The following is a 22,299-nucleotide window of genomic DNA, read 5'->3' as shown; positions in this document are numbered from 1 at the left end:
CCTGCACGGAACAGTTGCCGCCCAGGTTGTGGAGTGCAGGGCCACCAAGCGGCCGCCACTGCACCCACAAAGTGCTCGAGTTATGCCCGTCGCTCTGGGGGGCGCGGTGGGGGGGGGGCGCCCCCCCCCCCCCCCGCCCCCCGCCACTGCACCCACAAAGTGCTCGAGTTATGCCCTCTCAATATCCAGCGGCAGTTCTTCAGCAGGCTTGTCGCCCTTCACCTTAACCCGCATAGTCTCAATGACTTTATACAGGTTGGGTACCAACACCAGCGTCACAAAGGTCGCACACAGTACGCCAAACGCCAGACTGACCACCATCGGAATCAGGAACTGCGCCTGAATCGAACGCTCGAACATAATCGGCACCAGACCGATAAACGTGGTGATGGACGTCAGGATGATCGGACGGAAGCGATCACGCCCCGCCTGTACCACCGCATCCATCACCGCCATGCCCTGCGCACGCAACTGATTAATCCGATCCATCAATACCAGGTTATCGTTCACCACCACGCCCGCAGCCGCCAGGAAGCCCAGCATGGACATGATGCTGATGTCGTAGCCCATCAGCAGGTGCCCCAGAACTGCACCAAAGAAACCAAACGGCACCGCCGTCAGGATCAACAGCGGCTGTGAGTAAGAGCGGAACGCAATCGCCAGCAACGCGTAGATGGTGAACAGGGACAGTACAAAGAAGGCACCAATGGCACTGCCGAACTCTTCCTCTTCCTGCATTTCACCGGCGGTCTTCAGACTGAAGCCCGGAAACTCGTTCTCCCATTTCTTCAGGTTCTTTTCACGCACCTGTTTCAAAATCTCGTGTGCCGGCGAGGTACCCGGGATCAACTCCGCGGTGATCTGCACCGTGCGCTCGCGATCGTTGCGGCGAATAGTGGTGTAGCCTGGCACATAGACCGCATCGGCCACCGCACTGAACGGGATTTCACCTTCATTGGTGCGGACACGGATACGGTCGATCTGCTCCTCACTGGCACGCTCTTCCTGTGGATAACGCACCATCACTCGCACATCTTCACGGCCGCGCGGGATACGCTGTACCTCTTCACCGTAGAAACCCTGACGCACCTGCTTGGCCACGTCGGCGAGGCCGATGCCCATATTGGTGGCGTGGGGCTTCAGCTGGATCTCAATGTCCTGACGCGCGGCGATCAGGTTGTCGCGTACATCGTAAACGCCAGCAAAGTTATTCAGCGCTTCTTTCACTGCATCGGCCGCACGGCGCATTTCCGCCATGTCACCGGAGGCAGTGCTGAGGTTGAGAGACATTCCCCTGCCACCATCGTTGATGGTGTGCTGAATATTCATCTCCTCAACACTTGCCGGCAACTTGCCCACATAGTCGCGCCATTTAAGCGCCAGTTGCTCGGAGGTAACGTCGCGCTCTTCACCTTCGGTAAGCTGCAGTAGCACGGTTACGTTGCCGCGCCACAGAAATACCATGGTGTTATCGACAAACTCCTTACCGCCGTTCAGCGCCAGCATTTCCGGGTCTTTCGCCAGCTGCATACCAGCGCGCTCGAACTGCTCCAGCACCCGCTTGGCCTCTTCAAAGGACTCGCCCTGGGCCATGGTGGTTCTGAGTTCCAGCAGGTCCGAGGGTACCGAAGGCGAAAACGCCTTGCCCACGTAGCCCTTGCCGAACAACACGAACGACAGGATCAGGGCGAGGAAGAAAACCATCACCGTGGTGCGGCTGTTACTGAGCGATTTTTCCAGCAACGGCAGATAGTACTTGTCGCCCGCAGTCTTCATGGCACCGGCGAACTTACCGCGCACGTCCTGCAGCTTGCGCCCCACACTCGAAGTGGCTTTCTTTTCGGGTTTCAGGCCCACCAGGTGCGCAGGCAGGATCAGCAGCGATTCCACCAGCGAGAACACCAGGCACAGCAATACCACCACCGGCAGCGCCATCATCATCTGTGAGGTGTAGCCCGGCAGGAACAGCATGGGCACGAAGAACACCATGGTGGACACCACCGCGAAAATCACCGGTGCGGATACGGTTTTCACCCCGGCCTCGGCGGCTTTCAACCCGGTCTCGCCACGGTCGTGGGCGGCGTGCACCGCCTCGCCCACAATAATCGCATCGTCCACCACGATACCGAGAATCATCAGGAAGGCGAACAATGACAGCATGTTCAGGGTGATACCGGTAACCGGCAGCAACCAGAAGGCGCCCATAAACGCGGTAAAGATGCCCACGGTTACCCACACTGCCAGTGCCGGGCGCAGGAACAGCATCAGCAACACAAACACCAGCGCCAGACCGGTTACCGCGTTCCAGAACAGCATGCTCATGCGGCTTTCGTAGGATTCAGAGAAATCGAACCAGGTCTCGAACTCCATGCCCGGCGGCAGTGTTTTACGCGCTTCTTGCATAAATTCGCGGATGCCTTCGGCGGTGGCCACCACGTCCAGCGGCTCACCCTGCATAACCCGCAGGTTCATCGCCGGCTTGCCATTGAAGCGGATAATGGAACCCTCTTCCTCGAAGCCGTCATTGATCGCCGCCACATCACGCAGCAACAACTGGGTACCGTCCGCGCGGCTGATCACCGGAATACGCGCGAAGTCTTCCGCAGTGTACGCCTGCCCACGGGTCTGCACCTGGATATCCCCGCGGTCGGAACGCACGCGACCGGCGGACAGGTCCAGTGACGAACGACGGACCGCATTGGCGACATCATCGAAGGACAGATTGAAGCGACGCAGATTCACTTCGGAGACTTCAATGGAAACCTCGTCGGCGCGATCACCCCACACATCCACACGGCGCACGCCGGGAATCAGCATCAGTTTGTCGCGCAGGTCCAGCGCGGTTTCCTTGAGCTGGCGCGCAGAAACCGGACCACCGATGGCGATCATCATCATCTGCTGTTCCCACTCTTCCAGCGAGATCACCGGGCGTTCGATATCCGCCGGGAAGGTGTTGATGGAATCCACCTGCACCTTGATGTCGTTCAGCAAACGTAGTTCGTCGTAACCGTCGACCGCCTGAATACGTACGGTGCTGTTACTGCGCGAAGACCAGGAGTTCACCTCCTTAATGCCCTTCACTTCGGAAATCGCCTGCTCGACCCGCTGGGTTACCTGCTGTTCCACCTCCGCGGGGCCGGCACCAGGGAAGCTGATGTTGATCCGCACCACCCCGGGGTTAATCGCCGGGAACACTTCGCGCCCGACGTGAGAAATACCAAACATACCGCCGATGATGATCATCACCATCAGCAGGTTGGCCGCCTTACTGTTGCGGACGAACCATCCAATAATGCCCTGCATAATTAATAGGCTCCCTGTGCGGATGCGGCACTGCCACCGGCAGTATCGGTACCCTCGCTCTGTGGTTCATCGGATGGCATTTCGGGTTGCCCGCCCAAGTACAGGCCGGACGGTTTCTCATTCAGTGGATTGGGGCTCAGCACCATGCCCTCGCGGGAATAGCCGAGGCTGGAAATAACCACCTTGTCGCCGGCATTAATGTCGCCACGCAGCCAGACCTGGTCGCCCGCAGCCTGCAGCAACTGCACAGTTTTAAAGCCCAGCTGGTTCTCTTCGTTCAGCACCAAGATGTGGTCACCCTCGTGCAGCGCCTGACGCGGCAACAATGTGATGTCGTCGTAGGTTTTACCGGCAATGTGCGCCTCCACGAACAGACCGTTGATCAGCGGCGCATCCCCCTGATACGGGTTCGGCACCTGAGCCACGGCGTAGACGAAACGGCTGTTCGGATCGATCGCCGCCTCGGTGCGCACAATCTGGCCACGCCACTCGCGAGGCTGGCCGGCGAGGTTGGCGCTCAGGCGCACCGCCGGGCCATTCTCAATGGCGCGACCCAGCGGCAACTCCAGCAGCGACAATTGATGGTCGGTCAACGGCAGGCGCACTTCGGCGATACCCACACTGTGAATACGGGCGAGCTTGGTACCTGCAGTCACGTACTGGCCGATATCCACCAAGGTTTCCACCACACGGCCGGCAAACGGCGCTTTGACCGCGGTGCGCTCCAGGTTCAGTTTGGCCTGATCGCGATCGGCCTTGGCCGCTTCCAGCTCCGCTTTGGCGGCAGCCAGCTGCGGCTTGCGCAGGAACAGGTTGTTGGCAGCTTCGCTGCCCAGGTCGCGCCATTCACGCTTGGCCTGCTTGGCACGTCCCTCCTCCTGGGCCAGCGCTGCAGCGGCATTAGCGACCTGGGACTGGGAACGGGTCAGCTGATGGCGGTAATCCGCGGGCTCGATTTGCAGCAGGGAATCGCTTTTCTCGAAGAAGCCACCGGCAACAAAGCCGTCGCTCACACTTTCGATAACACCGCCCACGCGGGCCACAACTTCGATCTCGTGGCGGGCGTGCACCGAGCCCTGGCTGGGCACCAGCAGGGTGTGACGGCCGGGCTCCGCATACAGAATATCCGCTACCGGCGGTACCGCGGCCTCGGCAACTTTTTCCTCAGGTTTTGGCGCAAACACAATCACTGCAGTCATCAAGACCACACCGACTAGAACCACAAGACCCAAAATTTTATTCTTGCTAGAGCGTTTGTTCGAAGGATTCACAGCTGTCCCATTGATCAAAATTTAACTAGTTGCGCATTCTACAGGGCTGGCAGCGTATTGGAACCAGCGCCAGCTTCAGAACACCGCAGCAAAATTCCAGTTGATCGCAAACCGTCAGCAGGCGGCTTCCGCACTGAGAAATCGAACCACTTTCCACCTTGGTGACCGCCGCCGCATGGCCCATAATGGCCGCCGATTTTTTTGGTCGGGCACGAGCTGTCAGCTCTCGATTTCCCCACCGCAAAACACCTGATGTGACATTGAGGAAGTAGATAACAAGATGTTGGATATCAACGCCCGTATCGCCGAAGAACTGAACGTGCGCCCACAACAGGTGGCTGCCGCCGTGGGACTGCTGGATGAAGGCGCGACCGTGCCCTTTATTGCCCGCTACCGGAAAGAGGTGACCGGGGAGCTGGATGACACCCAGTTGCGCACCCTGGAAGAGCGCCTGCGCTATCTGCGCGAGATGGAAGAGCGCCGCGCGGCCATCCTGAAAAGCATCGACGAGCAGGGCAAACTTACGCCCGAGCTGGCCCAGCAGATCAACGCGGCCGATACCAAGAACCGCCTTGAAGACCTCTACCTACCTTACAAGCCCAAGCGCCGCACCAAGGGCCAGATCGCCATCGAAGCGGGCCTCGAACCACTGGCCGACGACCTGTACGGCAACCCGAGTCTTAACCCCGAAGAAGAAGCGCAAAAGTACCTCAACACCGATAACGAAGACGCCGCTCTGCATGTAAAAGACATCAAAGCCGCGCTGGACGGTGCCAAGTTCATTCTGATGGAGCGTTTCGCCGAAGACGCCGAGCTGCTGGGCAAGCTGCGTGACTTCCTGAGCCGCGACGGTCAGGTGAAATCCAAACTGCTGGACGGCAAGGAAGAGGAAGGCGCCAAGTTCCGCGACTACTTCGAGTACGGCGAAGAGTGGTCCAAGGTACCGAGCCACCGCGCGCTGGCGATTTTCCGTGGCCGCAACGAGGGCATCCTCGCCATCAATCTGGGACTGGAGGGCGATGAAGAGCGTCCCGCCACCGCCGGCCACCCCTGCGAAACCCTGATTGCGCGCCATGTGGACATCGAAGACCAGGGCCGCCCCGCCGACAAATGGCTGGGTGAGGTGGTGCGCTGGACCTGGCGCATCAAGCTGCTCACCAGCCTGGAAACCGATCTACTGGGTCAGTTGCGCGAAAAAGCCGAAGAAGAGGCCATCAAGGTCTTCTCCCGCAACCTCAAGGATCTGCTGCTGGCCGCACCCGCCGGTCAAAAGGCTACTATCGGTCTGGACCCGGGCCTGCGCACCGGGGTGAAAGTGGCCGTAGTCGACGCCACCGGCAAGGTACTCGACCACACTGCGATTTACCCCAACCCGCCGCAGAACAAGCTGGCCGAGTCCGCCGCGGTGATCGCCGCACTGTGCAAAAAATACGACGTGGGCCTGATTGCCATCGGCAACGGCACCGCCAGTCGCGAGACCGACAAGTTTGTCGGCGAGACCATCAAGCAGTTCAAACTGACCGCGCAGAAGGTGATGGTGAACGAGGCCGGTGCGTCCGTGTACTCCGCCTCCGAATTTGCCGCTAAGGAATTCCCGGATCTGGACGTAACCATCCGTGGGGCAATTTCCATTGCCCGCCGCCTGCAGGACCCGCTGGCGGAGCTGGTGAAGATTGAGCCCAAGTCCATCGGTGTGGGCCAGTACCAGCACGACGTGTCCCAATCCCAGCTGGCGCGCTCCCTGGATGCGGTGGTGGAAGACTGTGTGAATGGCGTGGGTGCCGAGCTGAACTCCGCTTCCGCGCCGCTGCTGACCCGTGTGTCCGGCCTGAGTGCGTCCATCGCCGCCAACATCGTCACCTATCGCGATATGAATGGTGCCTTCAAAAACCGCGACCAGCTGAAAGAAGTCCCGCGCCTGGGACCCAAGGCGTTCGAACAGGCGGCGGGCTTCCTGCGCATCAACAACGGCGAAAACCCGCTGGACCGCTCCGGGGTACACCCGGAGTCCTACATTGTGGTCAAGCGCATCGCCGAGAAGAACGGCCGCGAGATCAACGGCCTGGTCGGCGACTCCGCCTTCCTGCGCCGCCTGAACCCGGCGGACTACACCGATGAGAAGTTCGGTGTACCGACAGTGAAAGACATCATCAGTGAACTGGAAAAACCCGGCCGCGACCCGCGCCCGGAATTCCGCACCGCCAAGTTCGAGGACGGTGTCGAGGAAATCAAAGACCTGCGCCCGGGCATGGTACTGGAAGGCACGGTCACCAACGTCACCAACTTCGGTGCCTTCGTGGATATCGGTGTCCACCAGGACGGTCTGGTGCATATCTCTGCGCTTTCAGAGAAGTTCGTGAAAGACCCACACGAAGTGGTCAAGGCGAACGACATCGTCAAGGTGAAGGTGATGGAAGTGGACGTAGCGCGCAAACGTATCGGCCTATCCATGCGCATGTCTGACGAGCCCGGCGAACAGGGCAGCGGCGGCGTGAAGCGTGGTGATCACCGCGAGAGCAGACAAGCTCAGCGGCACAACAACCGCAGCCGCCAGCAACAGGGCGGCGGCAACGGTGGCCGCGGCAGTATGGGCGACCTGCTGGCGGCGGCGATGAAGGGTAAGAAGTAATTACCCAGGTAATAAGTCCGGATAATAATCCCGAGCAATCAAAAAGGGCGACCCACTGGATCGCCCTTTTTCGTTTGGGTGCCTGCGCCCTAGGAACTGAGTTCGAGGAAGTCTTCTCCAGGGTTACACAAAAAGTGCACCTCTTTCTCCAGCACCGGGTGCGCAAAGCCCAGCTCCTGCGCGTGTAACAGAAGCCTCGACGCGGCAGCGCGCGCCTCCGGATGAGCGTAAAACGGATCGCCGAGTATCGGGTGCCCCAGGGCCTGCATATGCACCCGCAATTGATGTGAGCGGCCGGTTACCGGGGTTAGCTGTAACAAACTGGTGTGCCCGTCGCTGTCGAGTTTTTGCCAGCGGGTCAGGGATGGCTTGCCGGATTCGAAACAGACTTTCTGCCGCGGTCGATTGGGCCAGTCGCAAATCAGTGGCAGGTCGACCTCGCCCTCATGCTGCTCGGGCTCACCCCAGACCCGCGCCAGATAGCTTTTTTCCACCTTTCGATTCTGAAACAGGACGCTCAACTGTCGGTGCACCTCTGCGCCCAGTGCCATCACCACCAGACCGGAGGTGTCCATGTCCAGGCGATGCACAATCAACGCCTGTGGATATTCTTGCTGAGCGCGCAGCGCCAGGCTGTCTTTGTGGGCGGGATCGCGGCCGGGCACAGTGAGCAGGCCGCTCGGTTTGTCCAGCACCAGCAGGTGGGCATCGCTGTATACGACATCCAGAAGGGGATCAGAGGGGGGATTGTAGGGGCGCAAAACTCGGGCTCGGCTATCAGTCGGCGATCTATCGGGAATGGGCCGCAAGCTTACGCAATTTTTCCCGGCCGCGCATTTGGCGGCCGGACTAGGTATTCAGAAACAGCGAGTTAGACTAGTTAGACTAGTTAAACTAAAAAGCCGCGCAACAACCGCACCAGTACTTCGCGGCTGGACTGCCCCTTGATACCCGCGCTAGTTACTTGCGAGAACTCCAGACTCTGGATCATCCACAGAAACATCTGCGCATCCAGGTCGGGAGAGCGGGTTGCCAGCGGCGCAATAAAATCACGGGCATGGCCTGCTAGCTCATTGTTATAGGACTGGGTCTCTTTCTCCAGTGCAGGTGACGGATGCTGCTCGTACAAGAACTGGCACTCGATCTGTAACTGACGCAAACGGATAGTAGGCCCGGTATCGATCAGCTCGGCAAAAATACCGGCGAGCCCTTCAATGTAAGCGTCGCGCTCCGTCAGCTCGCCCTGCTCGTTTACGCACCGCGCCAATAACTCCGAATAGGCCGTAATGAGCCCCATGTTCACCGGTTCCATGGACTTTCTATATTCGCGGAAAGCCTCGACCAAAATATTGTCGATGGTACCGAAGTAATAAGTGGTCATCGCCAGCTGCACGCCCGCCTCACTCGCAATCGACCGGTGAGACAGGGCCGCAAGACCTTTGCGCGCAATGAGGTCCAGGGTGGCATTCAGGATTTTCGCCATCGCGACTTCGCGCTTCTCCGCCTTCTTGTTCACAGAGGAAGGCTTAGCACTGGGTGCTGTAGACGCAATTTCGCCCGCTCCGCTGCTGGAAACCATGTCGTAACCTCAAAAGAGAAAAAATTCAGTGCGCCAAATGTACGAAACACCAACCCTATACAACGGTCAATTATTGGTCAATCGTACAAGGTAAGTGATACTTGGCGTTACGCTCGACAAAATGCTGACCAAGGAGACAAAATTCGCGCAAGAACCTCTCTTGTAACCTTTTCTACGTATTCTCTGCGCCAGCAGGTCATTTTGCTGCGCTTTGCGAGAAACGCGTGATTAGGGGCTAGCGACACGCCCCTGTACCAGGGTTTCAACTCCGACTGGCGACACACGGAAGGAAACCAAATAATTCCACTGCAATTGGTACTGCCGTGCAAAATCTTCGCGCAATTGCAGAACCAGAATACGCTTTTCCGTATTGATTGAGGTCAGTCGTGCGCATTCGAAGCCAAAGTAACACTGCACAGTCGGATACAGTGCCTTAAACAGACTTTCCTTGGCCGAAAAGATCAGGGTCGCTGCCTGCTCGGGGGACAAGCGCAGGTCGGCAACTAGCGCCAACTCGTCTGCATTCAAAACGGAAGGCACAACCTCCTTATACACAGCCGGGGTCATCCAGTTTTCGTGATCGATGCCCAGATAGTGCAGGCGCGCCGCGCTGGCAAGCACACAGGCCACCTCGCTGCCGCAGTGAGTGATGCTACCCACCACCCCGCTCGGCCACACCGGATTGCGCTGTTGACCAATACCAATATGCGGGACTTCCCGATCCGGCGAGTGGAGTTCACCAAGTATGCTGTGGGCGAGATAACGACCCGCAAGGAATTCTGCCTGACGCCCAGGCACCGCCCGCGCAATCTGAGCGGGCAACAGAATGCCGGCGGCGGCAAAGAGCGAGGGGTGGTAATGGTCGATGTCGAAACGACAGCGGGCCCGATAAAAACCCGCGGTGTCGTGGTGTTCATAGGTTGGGGCGAGAATAAATCCGCTGCGCAGCAGCGTGCTGGTCGACGACTTCGCTGGTGCTTGCTGTTCTGTTGTAAGACTCATCCGCTCGATCCTTGGCAGATTCGGCCGCACGAAAAAGTGCTACCGATTATTCTGTGGCATCAGTGGGTGCGGCCACTACCTCGGGAAGCAGCGACTGCAACAAGGCATATAACATTTCGACGCGCGCCTGGTTGGGAAAGTATTTATTCGCCAGCATCACAAATCCAAACCGCTGCTGGGGAATAAATGCCACATAGGTGGAAAAACCCCCGGTGGAACCCGTCTTGTTAATCAGCACATTTTGCTGCGGCGCCATAGGCGGCTGGATTGCATCCACGGGACGGTCGCCGCTGATATTCTTCCAGTTGTTGCCCGCGAGCAGGCGGCTTCGCTCCACCGGCAGAGCGTACTGCTCCCAAACCATATCCTGCACGTAATACTGGGTACTGAAATACCCGCTGCGCGTTTTTTCCAGTGCCTGCTGCAGATCTTCGTCGACCTTCACCAGTTGCATCTGCGCGGCAATATAGCGGGTCAAATCGGCGGCACTGGCGCGCACGCCATAGGCCTCTTCACCGAGCAGCCCCATATTTACCCGCACCGGCTCATTCCGCCGGTTGTGCCCCTCGGCGTAGTCCAGCATCTTTTCTGCAGGGACCTGCACGTAGGTCTCGGACAAACCCAGGCCACGAAAAATATGCTGATCCATTGCCTCGGCAAACGGCTGGTTCAGGCTGCGTGCCGCAACCAGGCCCAGCAGGCCGCTGCTTGGGTTGGAATAAGTACGCTTGCTGCCGGGACTGTACTGCGGTTGCCAGACGCGAAAATAGCTGAGCAACTGGTCTTCATCCTGCACCTCGGACGGAACCTGCAGCGGAAAGTGCCCCGCCGTGTGGGTCGCGAGATTGAGTACCGACACCCGGTCCATGGCGCTGCCGCGCAACGGCGGCAGGTAGGTACTCACGGGTTTGGCAAAATCCAGCGCGCCTTTGACTTCCGCGTACGCCGCCAGGGTGGCAGTGAACGTCTTGCTGACCGAGCCCACCTCGAACAGGGTGTGCTCGGTTACCGGCGCACCGTCTTCCAGCGCGGTTTCACCCAGATTGAAAAAGTACGGCTCGCCATCGATGGTGAGGGCCAGTGCCATGCCTGGTACCTGGTATTTTTCCACCACGGGTTGAATCGCTGCGACCACCGCAGCTTCCAGCTGGCCGGCACTGATTTTCACGTCAGATTCAGCGTGCGCCAAGCCGCCCAGAATAACGCCGGTACCGGCAAGTAGGCTCTTCAGCGAGCGCGAAGTAAACAGTGTGAGCGACATCTTGTCTTCCTTATTGTGCAGACGAGTGAGTGATGGAAACTCACGGACGGTTTTTTTGTCTGACCATGTACCCGGGATAAAGTGCAGTTTAGCCGGAATAACTTCCCGCCTCAGCGCCTGCACCTTAAATGTGCATACAAACTAGCGCTCGAAACATGCCGCCACTGTCGGATACACTTTACCCACTGTGCACTCAGCTTCAGGGCCACCGCAACGCAACGGGCTCTGGCGCTTGGTTTTGAGCCATTAATGACCGCGAGATAAGCCGTACCGGACCCATGCGATCTTTTGTCTTAAAAAGCTTCCTCTTACTGCTGCTGCTCGGCGTACTGGCGGCGGGGGCGTTTGTGGCTTTTCCGGGACTGAAGTATGAGCTGTACCGCAAACTCCCCCCCAAGATCCGCTGGAATATCTCCTACGCCCTGACAGATAAGTTTGTGGTGGGGATGGTGTATTTCGTCGAGCGCAACAATCAGCTGCTGCTGGTGCGCCACACCTATCAGGACAAGTGGTCCCTGCCCGGCGGCTGGGTAGAGCGCAATGAATCGTTTGAAGAATCGGCGCGCCGTGAGCTGCGCGAAGAGCTGGACATCAAGATCGACGATTTCGAGGTACTCGAGGTCGACAAGGTGCCGCGCTCGGGGATTATCAATATCGCCATTCGCGGGCGCTTGAAGGACAAGCAGGTGGCAATCCGCGACGGTGAAATCTATGGCTACCGCTTCTTTGACCTGCACCGCCTGCCGGAAGATGTGATTTACACCCACAAGCCCTATATCAAGCGCTATCTGGATGCGCGGAGGCCACCACGGCAATTGCCGGTGGAAGAGCCGGCGCCGCCCTCACCACCGGAACGGCAGTCACCGTCACCCTGATGCTACCGCGGGCGGTATCCGCATCAGCCCTTTATGCCGTTGGCAATCTGAAACACTACCCGTGCGGCGGTGCGCGCTGCGTGATCTTCGATATCGAAGTAAGGGTTAAATTCGGCAATATCCGCCAGACAGACCTTTTTCGATTCCAGCACCGTATCCAGCAGTGGCTCGAACAGCTCGAAGGCCACACCGCGGCCGGCGGGCGCACTCACTGCGGGCATGACCGCCGCGGGCAGAAAGTCCAGATCGATGGTCAGGTATACGAAATCCACGCGGTCGATAAAGTCGGCAATCTGGCGCTGCACCAGTTCGATACGCCAGGGCACGATCTCCCGATCGGAGATGACCTGCGCACCCAACTCTTCCGCGCGCTGATACAGCGCCGGGGTATTCGCGGTTGCCGCGGCACCCACACAGAGATAATTGAACGGGCGGCCGTTCAGGTCGCACTGTTCCGCGATCTGGTAAAACGGGGTACCGGATGACCCCTGCGGCGCAGGCAGTCGGATATCCAGGTGGGCGTCGAAATTGATAATGCCCAGGGTTTTGTCCCGGTGCTGCTCGCGCATCCAGCGCGCGATGCCCTGATAGCTGCCGTAGGCGATCTCGTGGCCACCGCCGAGTACCATGGGGAAGTGTCCGGCACTCATCAGTTCGGTAATCCGCGCGCCGAGCATTGCCTGCCCGGATTCCAGGTCGTCCTTTTCCACCCGCACATTGCCCGCATCGTACAGCGGTGCACCAAAGGTCTTGGGCAGATTGGCCAGTGCCAGACGCAGGATACGCGGGCCCTTGGCGGCACCGATACGCCCCTTGTTACGACGCACACCTTCATCACTGGCAAAACCCAGAATCGAGAACCCCGGCGGGCTATCCAGATGCAGCGGTACTATGTCCTGATGCCAGCGCTTGCCCGCCTTGCCGTCTTCACCATCAACGCGGCCACTCCACAGGCGCATATCAGCCAGCTGTAACATGTTGTCCCCCTAAAAACATTTCCGCGGGTTTCAGCGCACCCACCTCATAGGCAAGCTGATCCGGCGTTTCCATCGGCCACAGCGCCATATCCGCGCGCAGCCCCGGGCGCAATACACCCCGCGAGCAACAAATCCCCAGTGCGCGCGCCGCGGAGCGCGTCACGCCGGCGAGTGCTTCTGCCGGGGTCAGCCCGAACAGGTTGCAGCCCATATTCATCATCAGACGCAGCGAAGCGATCGGGCAGCTACCCGGATTCAGATCCGTGGAAATCGCCATGGGCACACCGGCGGCGCGCAGCTTGTCCACCGGTGGCACGCGGGTTTCCTTCAGTGTGTAAAAGGCCCCGGGCAGCAATACCGCAGCGGTACCGCTCTCCGCCATCGCCGCGACATCTTCATCGGTGATGTATTCAATATGCTCCACCGACAGCGCGCCGGCACGGGCCGCCATTTTGGTGGCGCCGGTGGAGGCAAGCTGTTCCGCGTGTACCTTGACCGGCAAATCGAGTTTGCGTGCCGCGCTGATTACGCGCTGGCACTGCTCCACCGAGAAGGCGATGTTTTCGCAAAACATGTCCACCGCATCGGCCAATTGTTCCCGCGCGACCGCGGGCAAAATTTCGTTGCACACCAGGTCGATGTATTCGTCGGCGCGACCATCGTATTCCGGTGGCAGGGCATGGGCGGCGAGGCAAGTGGTGAGGATATTCACCGGGTAGTGCTGGGCGAGGCGACGCGCAACGCGCAGCTGCTTCAATTCATTGTCGAGGTCGAGGCCATAGCCGGATTTGATTTCGACGGTGGTGACCCCTTCGCTCATCAGGGCTTTCAGGCGTGGCTCGGCGGCGTGATACAGCTCTTCGGCACTGGCGGCGCGGGTAGCGCGCACGGTGGACAGGATGCCGCCGCCAGCGCGGGCGACGTCCTCGTAGCTTTCGCCACCCAAACGCCTGGCAAACTCGCTGGCACGGTGGCCACCGTATACAAGATGGGTGTGGCAGTCGATCAGCCCCGGGGTCAGCCATTGCCCCTCGCCATCAATCACCAGATCCGCCACAGTTTCCGGCAGTTCCCGGCGCGGGCCGATCCAGACAATTTTGTTGCCCGTCACCGCCACCGCAGCGTCTTCCACCGCGCCATAGGCGCCGGGCAGAGACGGATCCATCGTGGCCGCATGGACATTAGTAATCAGCAGATCACAGCGTTCGGTCATAGTCGCTCACTGAATTGGCGTTATTTGTAACCATAGCCCTGTTGGGGGGATTTGGCGCGGATTCTCACCCTATACCAAGTAGCTAGAACTCTGTTCTCGCTCCGGTGGCGGGCAAGCACCAGGTATGACTTTTTGAAACCACTGTGAATACGTCCCTGTACGCTGCGTCAGCGGCGTCCATGCCGCTGACGCTTTCAAAAAGTCATACCCGGCACTCGCCCTTCAATTTGGCCCTCAAAGCTCCGTTAGCCTCTCAGATTGCCTGCCCCACCAGTCTTGACAGGGAAAAGTCTCCGCTCCATAGTTGGCCCCAACCAAGCTTGTATATACAAGAGTGTACAAGATGGTAGCCACTTTACCCGAGCAGGCAAAGACCACACAAGTATGAGCAGTCAGATTTCCAGCACGACCACCGGAGCCAGCAGCCAACCGCGCTATGCCGCCATCAAGGCACACATCCGCGCGCAGATCGAATCCGGTGAGTGGCCGGCCCACTTTCGTGTGCCCTCGGAGAACCAGCTCGCGCAAGACTTCAACGTCAGTCGCATGACCGCCCGACGCGCCCTGTCAGAGCTCACCGACGAAGGCGTACTCATGCGCTCCCAGGGCCTCGGCACCTTCGTGGCAGAACCGGTACCGGCCGGTTCCCTGCTGGAAGTCCGGAATATCGCCGACGAAGTTGCCGCACGCGGTCACAGCTACGGTAATCGCATTCTTAAATTGGAACAGGCCATCGCCAGTACCGAAGTGGCCGTTGCGCTGGGTCTCGCCGAAGGCGCAGCGGTGTACCACTCGATCATCGTGCATCTGGATAACGGCCTGCCAATCCAGTTCGAAGAACGCTATACCAACCCCACACTGGTGCCGGAATACCTGCAACAGGACTTCAGTGCGGCCACACCAAATGAATACCTGACCCGCGTGGCCCCCTTGACCGAAGCCGATACCACGGTGGAAGCCATTGGTGCGGACGGCGCTGTGGCGGAAGCGCTGGAAATCGACAAAGGAAGCGCCTGCCTGCAGATCTGGCGGCGCACCATGAGCCGTGCGGGCACTGTGAGTTTTGCGCGCCTGGTACACCCGGGAAATCGATACCGACTGGGCGCGCAGCTGAGGTTTTGATAGCCAGGTAAAAAACCACAGAAGTACGAATTGAAGGCGAGGTGCCGGGGGGAGGTTTTCAGGATCGTCGCAAACAGGAAGTTTGCGCCGAAACGCCCAGGGATGGGTTCACAGTGGTCCTGAAAACCTCCCCCCGGCGCCTCGCCGCCACAAGACAAACGAAAGACCAACGGGCCACAAGCCCAAAAAATCCAATTCAAACTATCCACAGAATTTGGAACAGACGAGGCAACCATGACCGACAAACGTCACGACCCTAGCCGCAAAATTGCCGCACCCACCGGCACCAAACTAAATGCAAAAAGCTGGCTTACCGAAGCCCCGCTACGCATGCTAATGAACAACCTCCACCCCGACGTAGCCGAACGCCCGGAAGACCTCGTGGTGTACGGCGGGATCGGCCGCGCCGCGCGCGACTGGGAGTGCTACGACAAAATCGTCGAAGTACTGCAGCGTCTGGAAGACGACGAAACCCTGCTGGTGCAATCCGGCAAACCCGTCGGCGTATTCAAAACCCACACCGACGCCCCACGCGTACTGATCGCCAACTCCAACCTGGTACCCCACTGGGCAAACTGGGAACACTTCAACGAGCTGGATAAAAAAGGCCTCGCCATGTACGGCCAGATGACCGCCGGCTCGTGGATCTACATTGGCTCCCAAGGCATCGTCCAGGGCACCTACGAAACCTTTGCTGCGGTAGCGCGCAAACATTTCGATGGTCAGGCCAAAGGCAAATGGGTTCTCACCGGCGGCCTCGGCGGCATGGGTGGTGCTCAACCACTCGCCGCCACCATGGCCGGCTTCTGTATGATCGCCGTCGAGTGCGACGAGACCCGCATCGACTTCCGCCTGCGCACCGGCTATGTGGATAAAAAAGCCACCAGCCTCGACGAAGCCCTGGCAATGATCAACGACGCCATGGAAAAAGGCGAAGCTATTTCCGTGGGCCTGCTCGGCAACGCCGCCGACGTCTTCCCGGAAATTGTCGAGCGCGGCATCCTCCCCGATTGTGTTACCGACCAGACCTCTGCCCACGACCCGCTGAACGGCTACCTGCCGAAGGGCTGGAGCATGGAGCACGCCGCCGAGATGCGTCAGAAAGACGAAGCGGCCGTGGTAAAAGCTGCGAAGGAATCCATGGGTATTCAGGTGGAAGCCATGCTCGCTCTACAGGAACGCGGTGCGGCCACTCTCGACTACGGCAACAACATTCGCCAGATGGCCTTCGAAGTGGGTGTGGAAAACGCCTTCGACTTCCCGGGCTTTGTGCCCGCCTATATCCGCCCACTGTTCTGTGAAGGCATCGGTCCTTTCCGCTGGGCAGCACTGTCCGGCAACCCGGAAGACATTTACAAAACCGACGCCAAGGTAAAGGAACTGATTCCGGACAATCCGCAACTGCACAACTGGCTGGATATGGCGCGTGAGCGCATTCAGTTCCAGGGACTGCCAGCGCGTATCTGCTGGGTCGGCTTGAAAGACCGTGCGCGCCTGGCGCTCGCCTTCAACGAAATGGTGGCCAACGGCGAACTGGAAGCGCCGGTGGTCATCGGTCGCGATCACCTGGACAGCGGCTCCGTTGCCAGCCCCAACCGCGAAACCGAATCCATGATGGACGGCAGCGACGCCGTCTCCGACTGGCCCCTGCTGAACGCACTGCTGAATACCGCCAGCGGCGCAACCTGGGTCAGCCTGCACCACGGTGGTGGTGTGGGCATGGGCTTCTCCCAGCACTCCGGTGTGGTGATTGTGTGTGACGGTACCGAAGCCGCGCGTAAACGCATCGAACGCGTGCTGTGGAATGACCCGGCCACCGGTGTGATGCGCCACGCCGATGCGGGCTATGACATCGCCAAGAACTGCGCACGGGAGCAGGGCCTCGACCTGCCAATGCTCAAAGACTAAAAATTTGCGAAGAGATTTGCGGTAAAAAATTATGTATCAACTGGAAATTATCCCGGGTCAATTGAGCCTGGAACAACTGCGCCGCGTTGCACGGGAACCGGTGCAGCTATCGCTACACAAAGACGCCCACGCGGCAATTGAAGCCTCGGCTAAAACCGTGGCGGATGTGATCGAACAGGGCCGCACCGTCTACGGGATCAACACCGGTTTTGGTCTGCTGGCCAACACACGTATCGAAAAGAAAGACCTGGAAACCCTGCAGCGCGCCATCGTACTGTCGCACGCGGCCGGTACCGGCAACTTTATGGATGCCAATACCGTGCGCCTGCTGATGGTGTTGAAGATCAACTCCCTCGCGCGCGGTTTTTCCGGCATCCGCCTGGAAGTGATCGAGGCACTGATCAAGCTGGTTAACGCCGGCGTTTACCCGGCGATCCCGGAAAAGGGTTCCGTGGGCGCCTCCGGTGACCTGGCGCCACTGTCGCATATGAGCGTGGTACTGCTCGGTGAAGGCGAGTGCTTTATCAATGGCGAACGCAAGTCTGCCGCCGAAGGCCTGAGCTTTGCAGGCATGACCCCGCTGGTACTGGCACCGAAAGAAGGGCTGGCACTGCTGAACGGCACCCAGGCCTCCACTGCCTTCGCACTGGAAGGCATGTTTTCCGCGGAAGACCTGTTTGCCGGCGCGGTGGTAACCGGTGCACTGACCCTGGAAGCGGCCAAGGGCTCACGCCGCCCGTTCGACGACCGCATTCACGCAGCGCGCGGACAGGTTGCCCAGCGCGACGTCGCCGCCAGCTACCGCGACCTGCTCGGCACGGCCAGCGACATCGGCGACTCCCATGAAAACTGTGAAAAGGTGCAAGACCCCTACTCCCTGCGCTGTCAGCCACAGGTAATGGGCGCGTGCCTGCAGCAGATCCGCTTTGCCGCCGAGGTATTACTGGCGGAAGCCAACGGTGTTTCCGATAACCCGCTAGTGTTTACCGACGAGGAAAACCCGGAAAACTCCGACATCATTTCCGGTGGTAACTTCCACGCGGAGCCGGTGGCCATGGTTGCCGACAATTTGGCCCTCGCCATTGCCGAAATCGGCTCCCTGTCCGAGCGCCGCATGGCGCTGCTGATCGACTCCAACCTGTCCGGCCTGCCACCCTTCCTGGTGGACAACGGCGGAGTGAACTCCGGCTTTATGATTGCCCAGGTGACCTCTGCGGCGCTGGCCAGTGAAAACAAAACCTTCGCCCATCCAGCGAGCGTCGACTCACTGCCCACCTCCGCCAACCAGGAAGACCACGTGTCCATGGCCACCTTCGCCGGTCGTCGCCTGCGCGACATGGCCGATAACACCTGCGGCATTCTCGCGGTGGAATTACTGGCCGCCTGTCAGGGCCTCGACTTCCGCGCGCCACTGAAAACTACCGACAAACTGGAAAATGCCAAGGCTGCCCTGCGCGAGCGCGTTCCCTTCTATGACAAGGACCGCTACTTCGCACCGGATATCGAGGAAGCCAAGCAACTGCTGGCGAGCGCCTATTACCGCGATTACCTGGCCACAGAAATGTTGCCCAGCAATCAGTAATTAGTCTGCCGCCGACCTTCGCTTGTACGCAGTGTTCATCTGCGTGTGAGCGAAGGTTTTTCTACTTATACCTTAGCCTTAGCCTGCAAACGTTAACTGGCGGACGCCTGCGGGGACTCGTACTTCTTCGCCAGCTTGCCGCTGAGCTTTCCCGTCACCGCCCATACCAGCAACGCTACCCAGGCAATCCACGACAGTCCCGCGGGTACATTGGCGAGAAAAATTTTCCCCAAATACTTGCGGTTGAAAAAGATCGCCAGCAGGCTCGGCAAAAACCACACCGCAAAGAAAAACACCACAAAGATAGCAGTCTGCACTGGGTCCAGTCCCGCCAGTAACTCGAGAAAGTCCTGAGTTTTTTGTTCAAGGTTCGACAACATAAGCAAGGTCTCTATATCTGATGGAAAATTGAATCAGGTTGTCCGATCGACGCTTGCGTTAGTACCGGTGAACAGGACTTTCTTACAATTTATTTTTCTTATTTTTCATTCGTTGCAATATTTTCTCGCTGCCAGCGATAAATCTGCTGTGCGCTGCGCTGTATACGGCGCCAATACCACAGGCTCCAGACTGCCATCGCCAGGGTAAAAACACCGAGCAGGCCGATGCTGGCTGCACTGTTCCGCCCGAAAATGGGTTCCAACCAACCAAATTGCGACAGCCACTGCCACAGCGCAAGAATCACCAGCTCTGCGACAAACAGCAGCCAGGCGAATTGCAGGGTACGACGCTTGCGCACCAGCCGCAGCCGCGCGCGCTCCAGATATGCCTGCGTGGTTTCCTCCAGCGGCGCCGACAGGCCTCGACGATTGGAGACCGAGAACGCCATCGCCCCGATCAACAACACCAGCACCAGCAGCGCACGCCACGGTGCGTCGCGCACCTCACTGGTCAGCATCAGGTAAATTCCGAAAAAGCCAACCACTATTGCCGCACCCCATTCGAGCAGCGCATACAAGCGCATCTTCCGCTCCTCGCGACGAATCCTGCTGCGAATAGTGTCTGGTACCGGCGGCGCAACTGCCGCCTGTTGCCACACTTCCGCGAGGGCCTGCAGCTCGTCATCTTCTGCCGCATCGTTTACCGACTTGTTGTTTGCGTCGCCACTCATACCGTCTTACCCAATTTTGTATTCAAGCGCTCGCGGGCGCGATTCAGGCGCACCGCCACATTGGATTCACTAATACCCAATACTTCGGATATCTCGCTGTAGCTGAGCCCCTCAAAGCGCAGGCTCAGCACCTGGCGCATGCCCAGGGGCAGCTGGGCCACCGCGCGCATCAGTCTCTCCGCGTCCCGCGCCTGTATCAGGCTACCCTCCGGTCCCGGCCGCTCATCACACACGCTCTCCAGCAGGTCGCTGTCGCCCGCGTCTCGTCGCCGCACCAGCTGAGTCACACTGCGGTTGTGGGCAATGCGGTAGACAAAGGTGCGCAGGCTCGAGTCGCCGCGGAAATTCGGCAGTGCCCGCCAGATGGCCATCCAGATCTCTTGCACGAGATCTTCCTGCTCCGCCCGATTGCGCACGTAGCTACCCGCGACACGGGCAATACCGCCGCCGCATGCATCCACCAGCTGCTGAAAGATCTGTTCCCGAGTGTCCAAGTTATCGTTATCTATCCGTTGAAATGGGCCGCTGGGCCATCACTGGCAGCGGTTGATACGGGCTACTGTACCCAGCGGGATCGAAACCTTACATAAAATTTCCCGCTTTCAACGAAAACGTTACCTCCGCTGAAGGCCCCACAGTCCCTGCACCTTGGCGCCCAAATCGCCCCCGCTTGTGCCCCATGAAGACAGCAAAGACTATTTCGGTCACATTCCGGCCCAGATTGACGTTTACGTTAACGTAAACGTCAACTAGACTTCGGACAGATCAGAGGAGCTCAAATGAACGCCACCGCCACCAATAGCGCCGACAGCTACAGTATTTCTGAGCTGGCCCAGGAGTTCGGGATTACCACCCGCACCATCCGCTTTTATGAAGACAAGGGACTGATCAGCCCTGAGCGGCGTGGACAGACGCGGGTGTATTCCCCGGAAGACCGGGTGCGCCTGAAGCTAATCCTGCGCGGCAAGCGTCTGGGATTCTCTCTGGATGAGAGCCGGGAAATCATCGATATGTACGACCCGGCCCACGGCAATCTAGAGCAGCTCAGCCGCCTGCTGGAGCGTATCGAAAGCAAGCGCGAGCAACTGCGCCAGCAGCAGCGCGATATCGAGAAGATGCTCGCGCAGCTGGATGAAGCCACCGCCCGCACCCAGGCGGCCCTCAAAGAACACAGTAACTAATTTCAACCTAATAACACTCTGACTGAGTCATCGCGGAGCAACCCATGAATACGCCTTACCCAACTCTCAACTTCGGCCTCGGCGAGGACATCGAAATGCTGCGGGATATGGTCTACAAGTTCTGTCAGGCAGAACTGGCCCCGCGCGCAGCGCAGATTGACGAAGACAACCTGTTTCCTGCGGATATGTGGAAGAAGTTTGGCGAACTCGGTCTGTTAGGCATGACCGTCGAAGAAGAATACGGCGGCTCGAATATGGGTTACCTGGCCCACGCGGTGGCGATGGAAGAAATCTCGCGCGCCTCGGCCTCTGTTGGCCTTTCCTACGGCGCGCACTCCAACCTGTGTGTTAACCAGATCCGCAAGAACGGCACCCCGGAGCAGAAAGCCAAGTACCTGCCGAAGTTGTGCTCCGGTGAGCATATCGGCGCGCTGGCTATGAGTGAACCGAACTCGGGTTCCGATGTAGTGAGCCTGCAGTTGAAGGCGGAAAAGAAGGGTGACCGTTTCATCCTGAACGGCAACAAGATGTGGATCACCAATGGTCCGGATGCGCACACCTATGTGATCTATGCGCGTACCGAACCGGGCATCAGCTCCGGTGGTATCACGGCGTTTATCGTGGAACGCGGGTTTAAGGGTTTCTCCCAGGCGCAGAAGCTGGACAAGCTGGGCATGCGTGGCTCCAACACTTGTGAGCTGGTGTTCGAGGACTGTGAGGTGCCGGAAGAGAATATTCTGGGCCAGCTGAACGGCGGTGTGCGCGTGCTGATGAGCGGCCTGGATTACGAGCGCACGATTCTGTCTGGCGGCCCGGTTGGCATTATGCAGGCGTGTATGGATGTTGTTGTGCCGTACATTCACGAGCGCAAACAGTTTGGCAAGGCGATCGGTGAGTTCCAGCTGATGCAAGGCAAGATTGCAGATATGTATGCGGACCTGAATGCGAGCCGCGCGTATCTGTATGCGGTGGCTCAGGCTTGTGATCGCGGTGAGGATTCGCGCAAGGATTCTGCGGCGGTAATCTTGTTTACTGCGGAGCGTGCCACGCAGATGGCGCTGCAGGCGATCCAGACCCTGGGCGGCAATGGCTATATCAACGAGTACGCCACCGGCCGCCTGCTGCGCGATGCCAAGTTGTATGAGATTGGCGCGGGTACTTCTGAGATTCGTCGCATGTTGATCGGGCGCGAGTTGTTTAACGAGACCCGATAACTTTTTGAAATTCCGTGGCGGTGCTGCCGCCGTAGCCGCTTTTCCAGACACGCCGTGAACCCATCCATGGG

The 22,299-nt window shown here is 59.0% G+C and carries 18 protein-coding genes; 7 read left to right on the top strand and 11 right to left on the bottom strand.

What is annotated here, in order from left to right:
• Positions 1 to 168: 168 nt before the first annotated feature.
• Both ACP15R_RS22325 and ACP15R_RS22320 read right to left on the bottom strand, forming a co-directional pair.
• A complete protein-coding gene (locus ACP15R_RS22325; protein ID WP_224868572.1) occupies positions 169 to 3,303 on the bottom strand; it encodes an efflux RND transporter permease subunit in 3,135 nt (1,044 codons plus the stop codon).
• A 2-nt stretch (positions 3,304 to 3,305) separates the two neighbouring features.
• The gene (locus tag ACP15R_RS22320; RefSeq protein WP_224868571.1) at positions 3,306 to 4,502 is read right to left on the bottom strand and encodes an efflux RND transporter periplasmic adaptor subunit; all 1,197 of its coding nucleotides are present in this window, start codon (positions 4,500 to 4,502) and stop codon (positions 3,306 to 3,308) included.
• Positions 4,503 to 4,854: 352 nt separating this feature from the next.
• On the opposite strand from ACP15R_RS22320, the gene ACP15R_RS22315 reads away from it, so the two are divergent.
• Positions 4,855 to 7,203, top strand: a complete 2,349-nt coding sequence (locus ACP15R_RS22315; protein WP_224868570.1) for a Tex family protein — start codon at positions 4,855 to 4,857, stop codon at positions 7,201 to 7,203.
• Positions 7,204 to 7,292: 89 nt separating this feature from the next.
• Here ACP15R_RS22315 and ACP15R_RS22310 read toward each other — a convergent pair whose 3' ends face one another.
• The 4 genes from ACP15R_RS22310 to ampC form a co-directional block, all read right to left on the bottom strand.
• Positions 7,293 to 7,964, bottom strand: a complete 672-nt coding sequence (locus tag ACP15R_RS22310; RefSeq protein WP_224868569.1) for an RluA family pseudouridine synthase — start codon at positions 7,962 to 7,964, stop codon at positions 7,293 to 7,295.
• Positions 7,965 to 8,092: 128 nt separating this feature from the next.
• Positions 8,093 to 8,782 (bottom strand): TetR/AcrR family transcriptional regulator, encoded by a 690-nt coding sequence (locus tag ACP15R_RS22305; protein WP_224868568.1) that lies wholly within the window; start codon positions 8,780 to 8,782, stop codon positions 8,093 to 8,095.
• Positions 8,783 to 9,010: 228 nt separating this feature from the next.
• Positions 9,011 to 9,784: a 4'-phosphopantetheinyl transferase family protein gene (locus ACP15R_RS22300; RefSeq protein WP_224868567.1), complete on the bottom strand. Its 774-nt coding sequence runs from the start codon at positions 9,782 to 9,784 to the stop codon at positions 9,011 to 9,013.
• A gap of 46 nt (positions 9,785 to 9,830) precedes the next feature.
• Positions 9,831 to 11,045, bottom strand: a complete 1,215-nt coding sequence (gene ampC, locus ACP15R_RS22295) for a class C beta-lactamase (protein WP_224868566.1) — start codon at positions 11,043 to 11,045, stop codon at positions 9,831 to 9,833.
• A gap of 278 nt (positions 11,046 to 11,323) precedes the next feature.
• Here ampC and ACP15R_RS22290 point away from each other — a divergent pair, with 278 nt between their 5' ends.
• Positions 11,324 to 11,920: an NUDIX hydrolase gene (locus ACP15R_RS22290; protein WP_224868565.1), complete on the top strand. Its 597-nt coding sequence runs from the start codon at positions 11,324 to 11,326 to the stop codon at positions 11,918 to 11,920.
• Positions 11,921 to 11,943: 23 nt separating this feature from the next.
• Here ACP15R_RS22290 and hutG read toward each other — a convergent pair whose 3' ends face one another.
• Entirely contained in the window at positions 11,944 to 12,897 is a 954-nt protein-coding gene (hutG, locus tag ACP15R_RS22285; protein WP_222231514.1) for a formimidoylglutamase, read from the bottom strand.
• Positions 12,881 to 14,110 (bottom strand): imidazolonepropionase, encoded by a 1,230-nt coding sequence (gene hutI, locus ACP15R_RS22280; protein ID WP_224868564.1) that lies wholly within the window; start codon positions 14,108 to 14,110, stop codon positions 12,881 to 12,883. The genes hutG and hutI overlap by 17 nt, the downstream gene beginning before the upstream one ends.
• A 384-nt stretch (positions 14,111 to 14,494) precedes the next feature.
• Here hutI and hutC point away from each other — a divergent pair, with 384 nt between their 5' ends.
• The 3 genes from hutC (at position 14,495) to hutH (ending at position 18,722) form a co-directional block, all read left to right on the top strand.
• The gene (hutC, locus tag ACP15R_RS22275) at positions 14,495 to 15,232 is read left to right on the top strand and encodes a histidine utilization repressor (RefSeq protein ID WP_224868563.1); all 738 of its coding nucleotides are present in this window, start codon (positions 14,495 to 14,497) and stop codon (positions 15,230 to 15,232) included.
• A gap of 234 nt (positions 15,233 to 15,466) precedes the next feature.
• Positions 15,467 to 17,140 (top strand): urocanate hydratase, encoded by a 1,674-nt coding sequence (gene hutU, locus ACP15R_RS22270; RefSeq protein ID WP_224868562.1) that lies wholly within the window; start codon positions 15,467 to 15,469, stop codon positions 17,138 to 17,140.
• Positions 17,141 to 17,171: 31 nt separating this feature from the next.
• Positions 17,172 to 18,722: a histidine ammonia-lyase gene (gene hutH / locus ACP15R_RS22265; protein ID WP_224868561.1), complete on the top strand. Its 1,551-nt coding sequence runs from the start codon at positions 17,172 to 17,174 to the stop codon at positions 18,720 to 18,722.
• A 92-nt stretch (positions 18,723 to 18,814) separates the two neighbouring features.
• On the opposite strand, the gene ACP15R_RS22260 is transcribed toward hutH, so the two are convergent.
• The 3 genes from ACP15R_RS22260 to ACP15R_RS22250 form a co-directional block, all read right to left on the bottom strand.
• On the bottom strand, positions 18,815 to 19,102 hold the full coding sequence (locus ACP15R_RS22260) for a superinfection immunity protein (protein ID WP_224868560.1): 288 nt from the start codon (positions 19,100 to 19,102) through the stop codon (positions 18,815 to 18,817).
• A 98-nt stretch (positions 19,103 to 19,200) separates the two neighbouring features.
• Positions 19,201 to 19,833: a hypothetical protein gene (locus ACP15R_RS22255; RefSeq protein WP_224868559.1), complete on the bottom strand. Its 633-nt coding sequence runs from the start codon at positions 19,831 to 19,833 to the stop codon at positions 19,201 to 19,203.
• Entirely contained in the window at positions 19,830 to 20,327 is a 498-nt protein-coding gene (locus tag ACP15R_RS22250) for an RNA polymerase sigma factor (protein WP_224868558.1), read from the bottom strand. Before ACP15R_RS22250 ends, ACP15R_RS22255 begins: the two co-directional genes overlap by 4 nt.
• Positions 20,328 to 20,612: 285 nt before the next feature.
• Between ACP15R_RS22250 and ACP15R_RS22245 the strand changes: the two genes are divergently transcribed.
• Both ACP15R_RS22245 and ACP15R_RS22240 read left to right on the top strand, forming a co-directional pair.
• Positions 20,613 to 21,014 (top strand): MerR family transcriptional regulator, encoded by a 402-nt coding sequence (locus ACP15R_RS22245; protein WP_224868557.1) that lies wholly within the window; start codon positions 20,613 to 20,615, stop codon positions 21,012 to 21,014.
• Positions 21,015 to 21,058: 44 nt separating this feature from the next.
• On the top strand, positions 21,059 to 22,228 hold the full coding sequence (locus tag ACP15R_RS22240) for an isovaleryl-CoA dehydrogenase (RefSeq protein ID WP_077407340.1): 1,170 nt from the start codon (positions 21,059 to 21,061) through the stop codon (positions 22,226 to 22,228).
• The last annotated feature ends 71 nt before the right edge of the window (positions 22,229 to 22,299 follow it).

This window comes from Microbulbifer sp. S227A, from assembly GCF_049800935.1.
The sequence above is the reverse complement of the archived record's forward strand: the minus strand, read 5'-3'. Positions and strand labels throughout refer to the sequence as shown.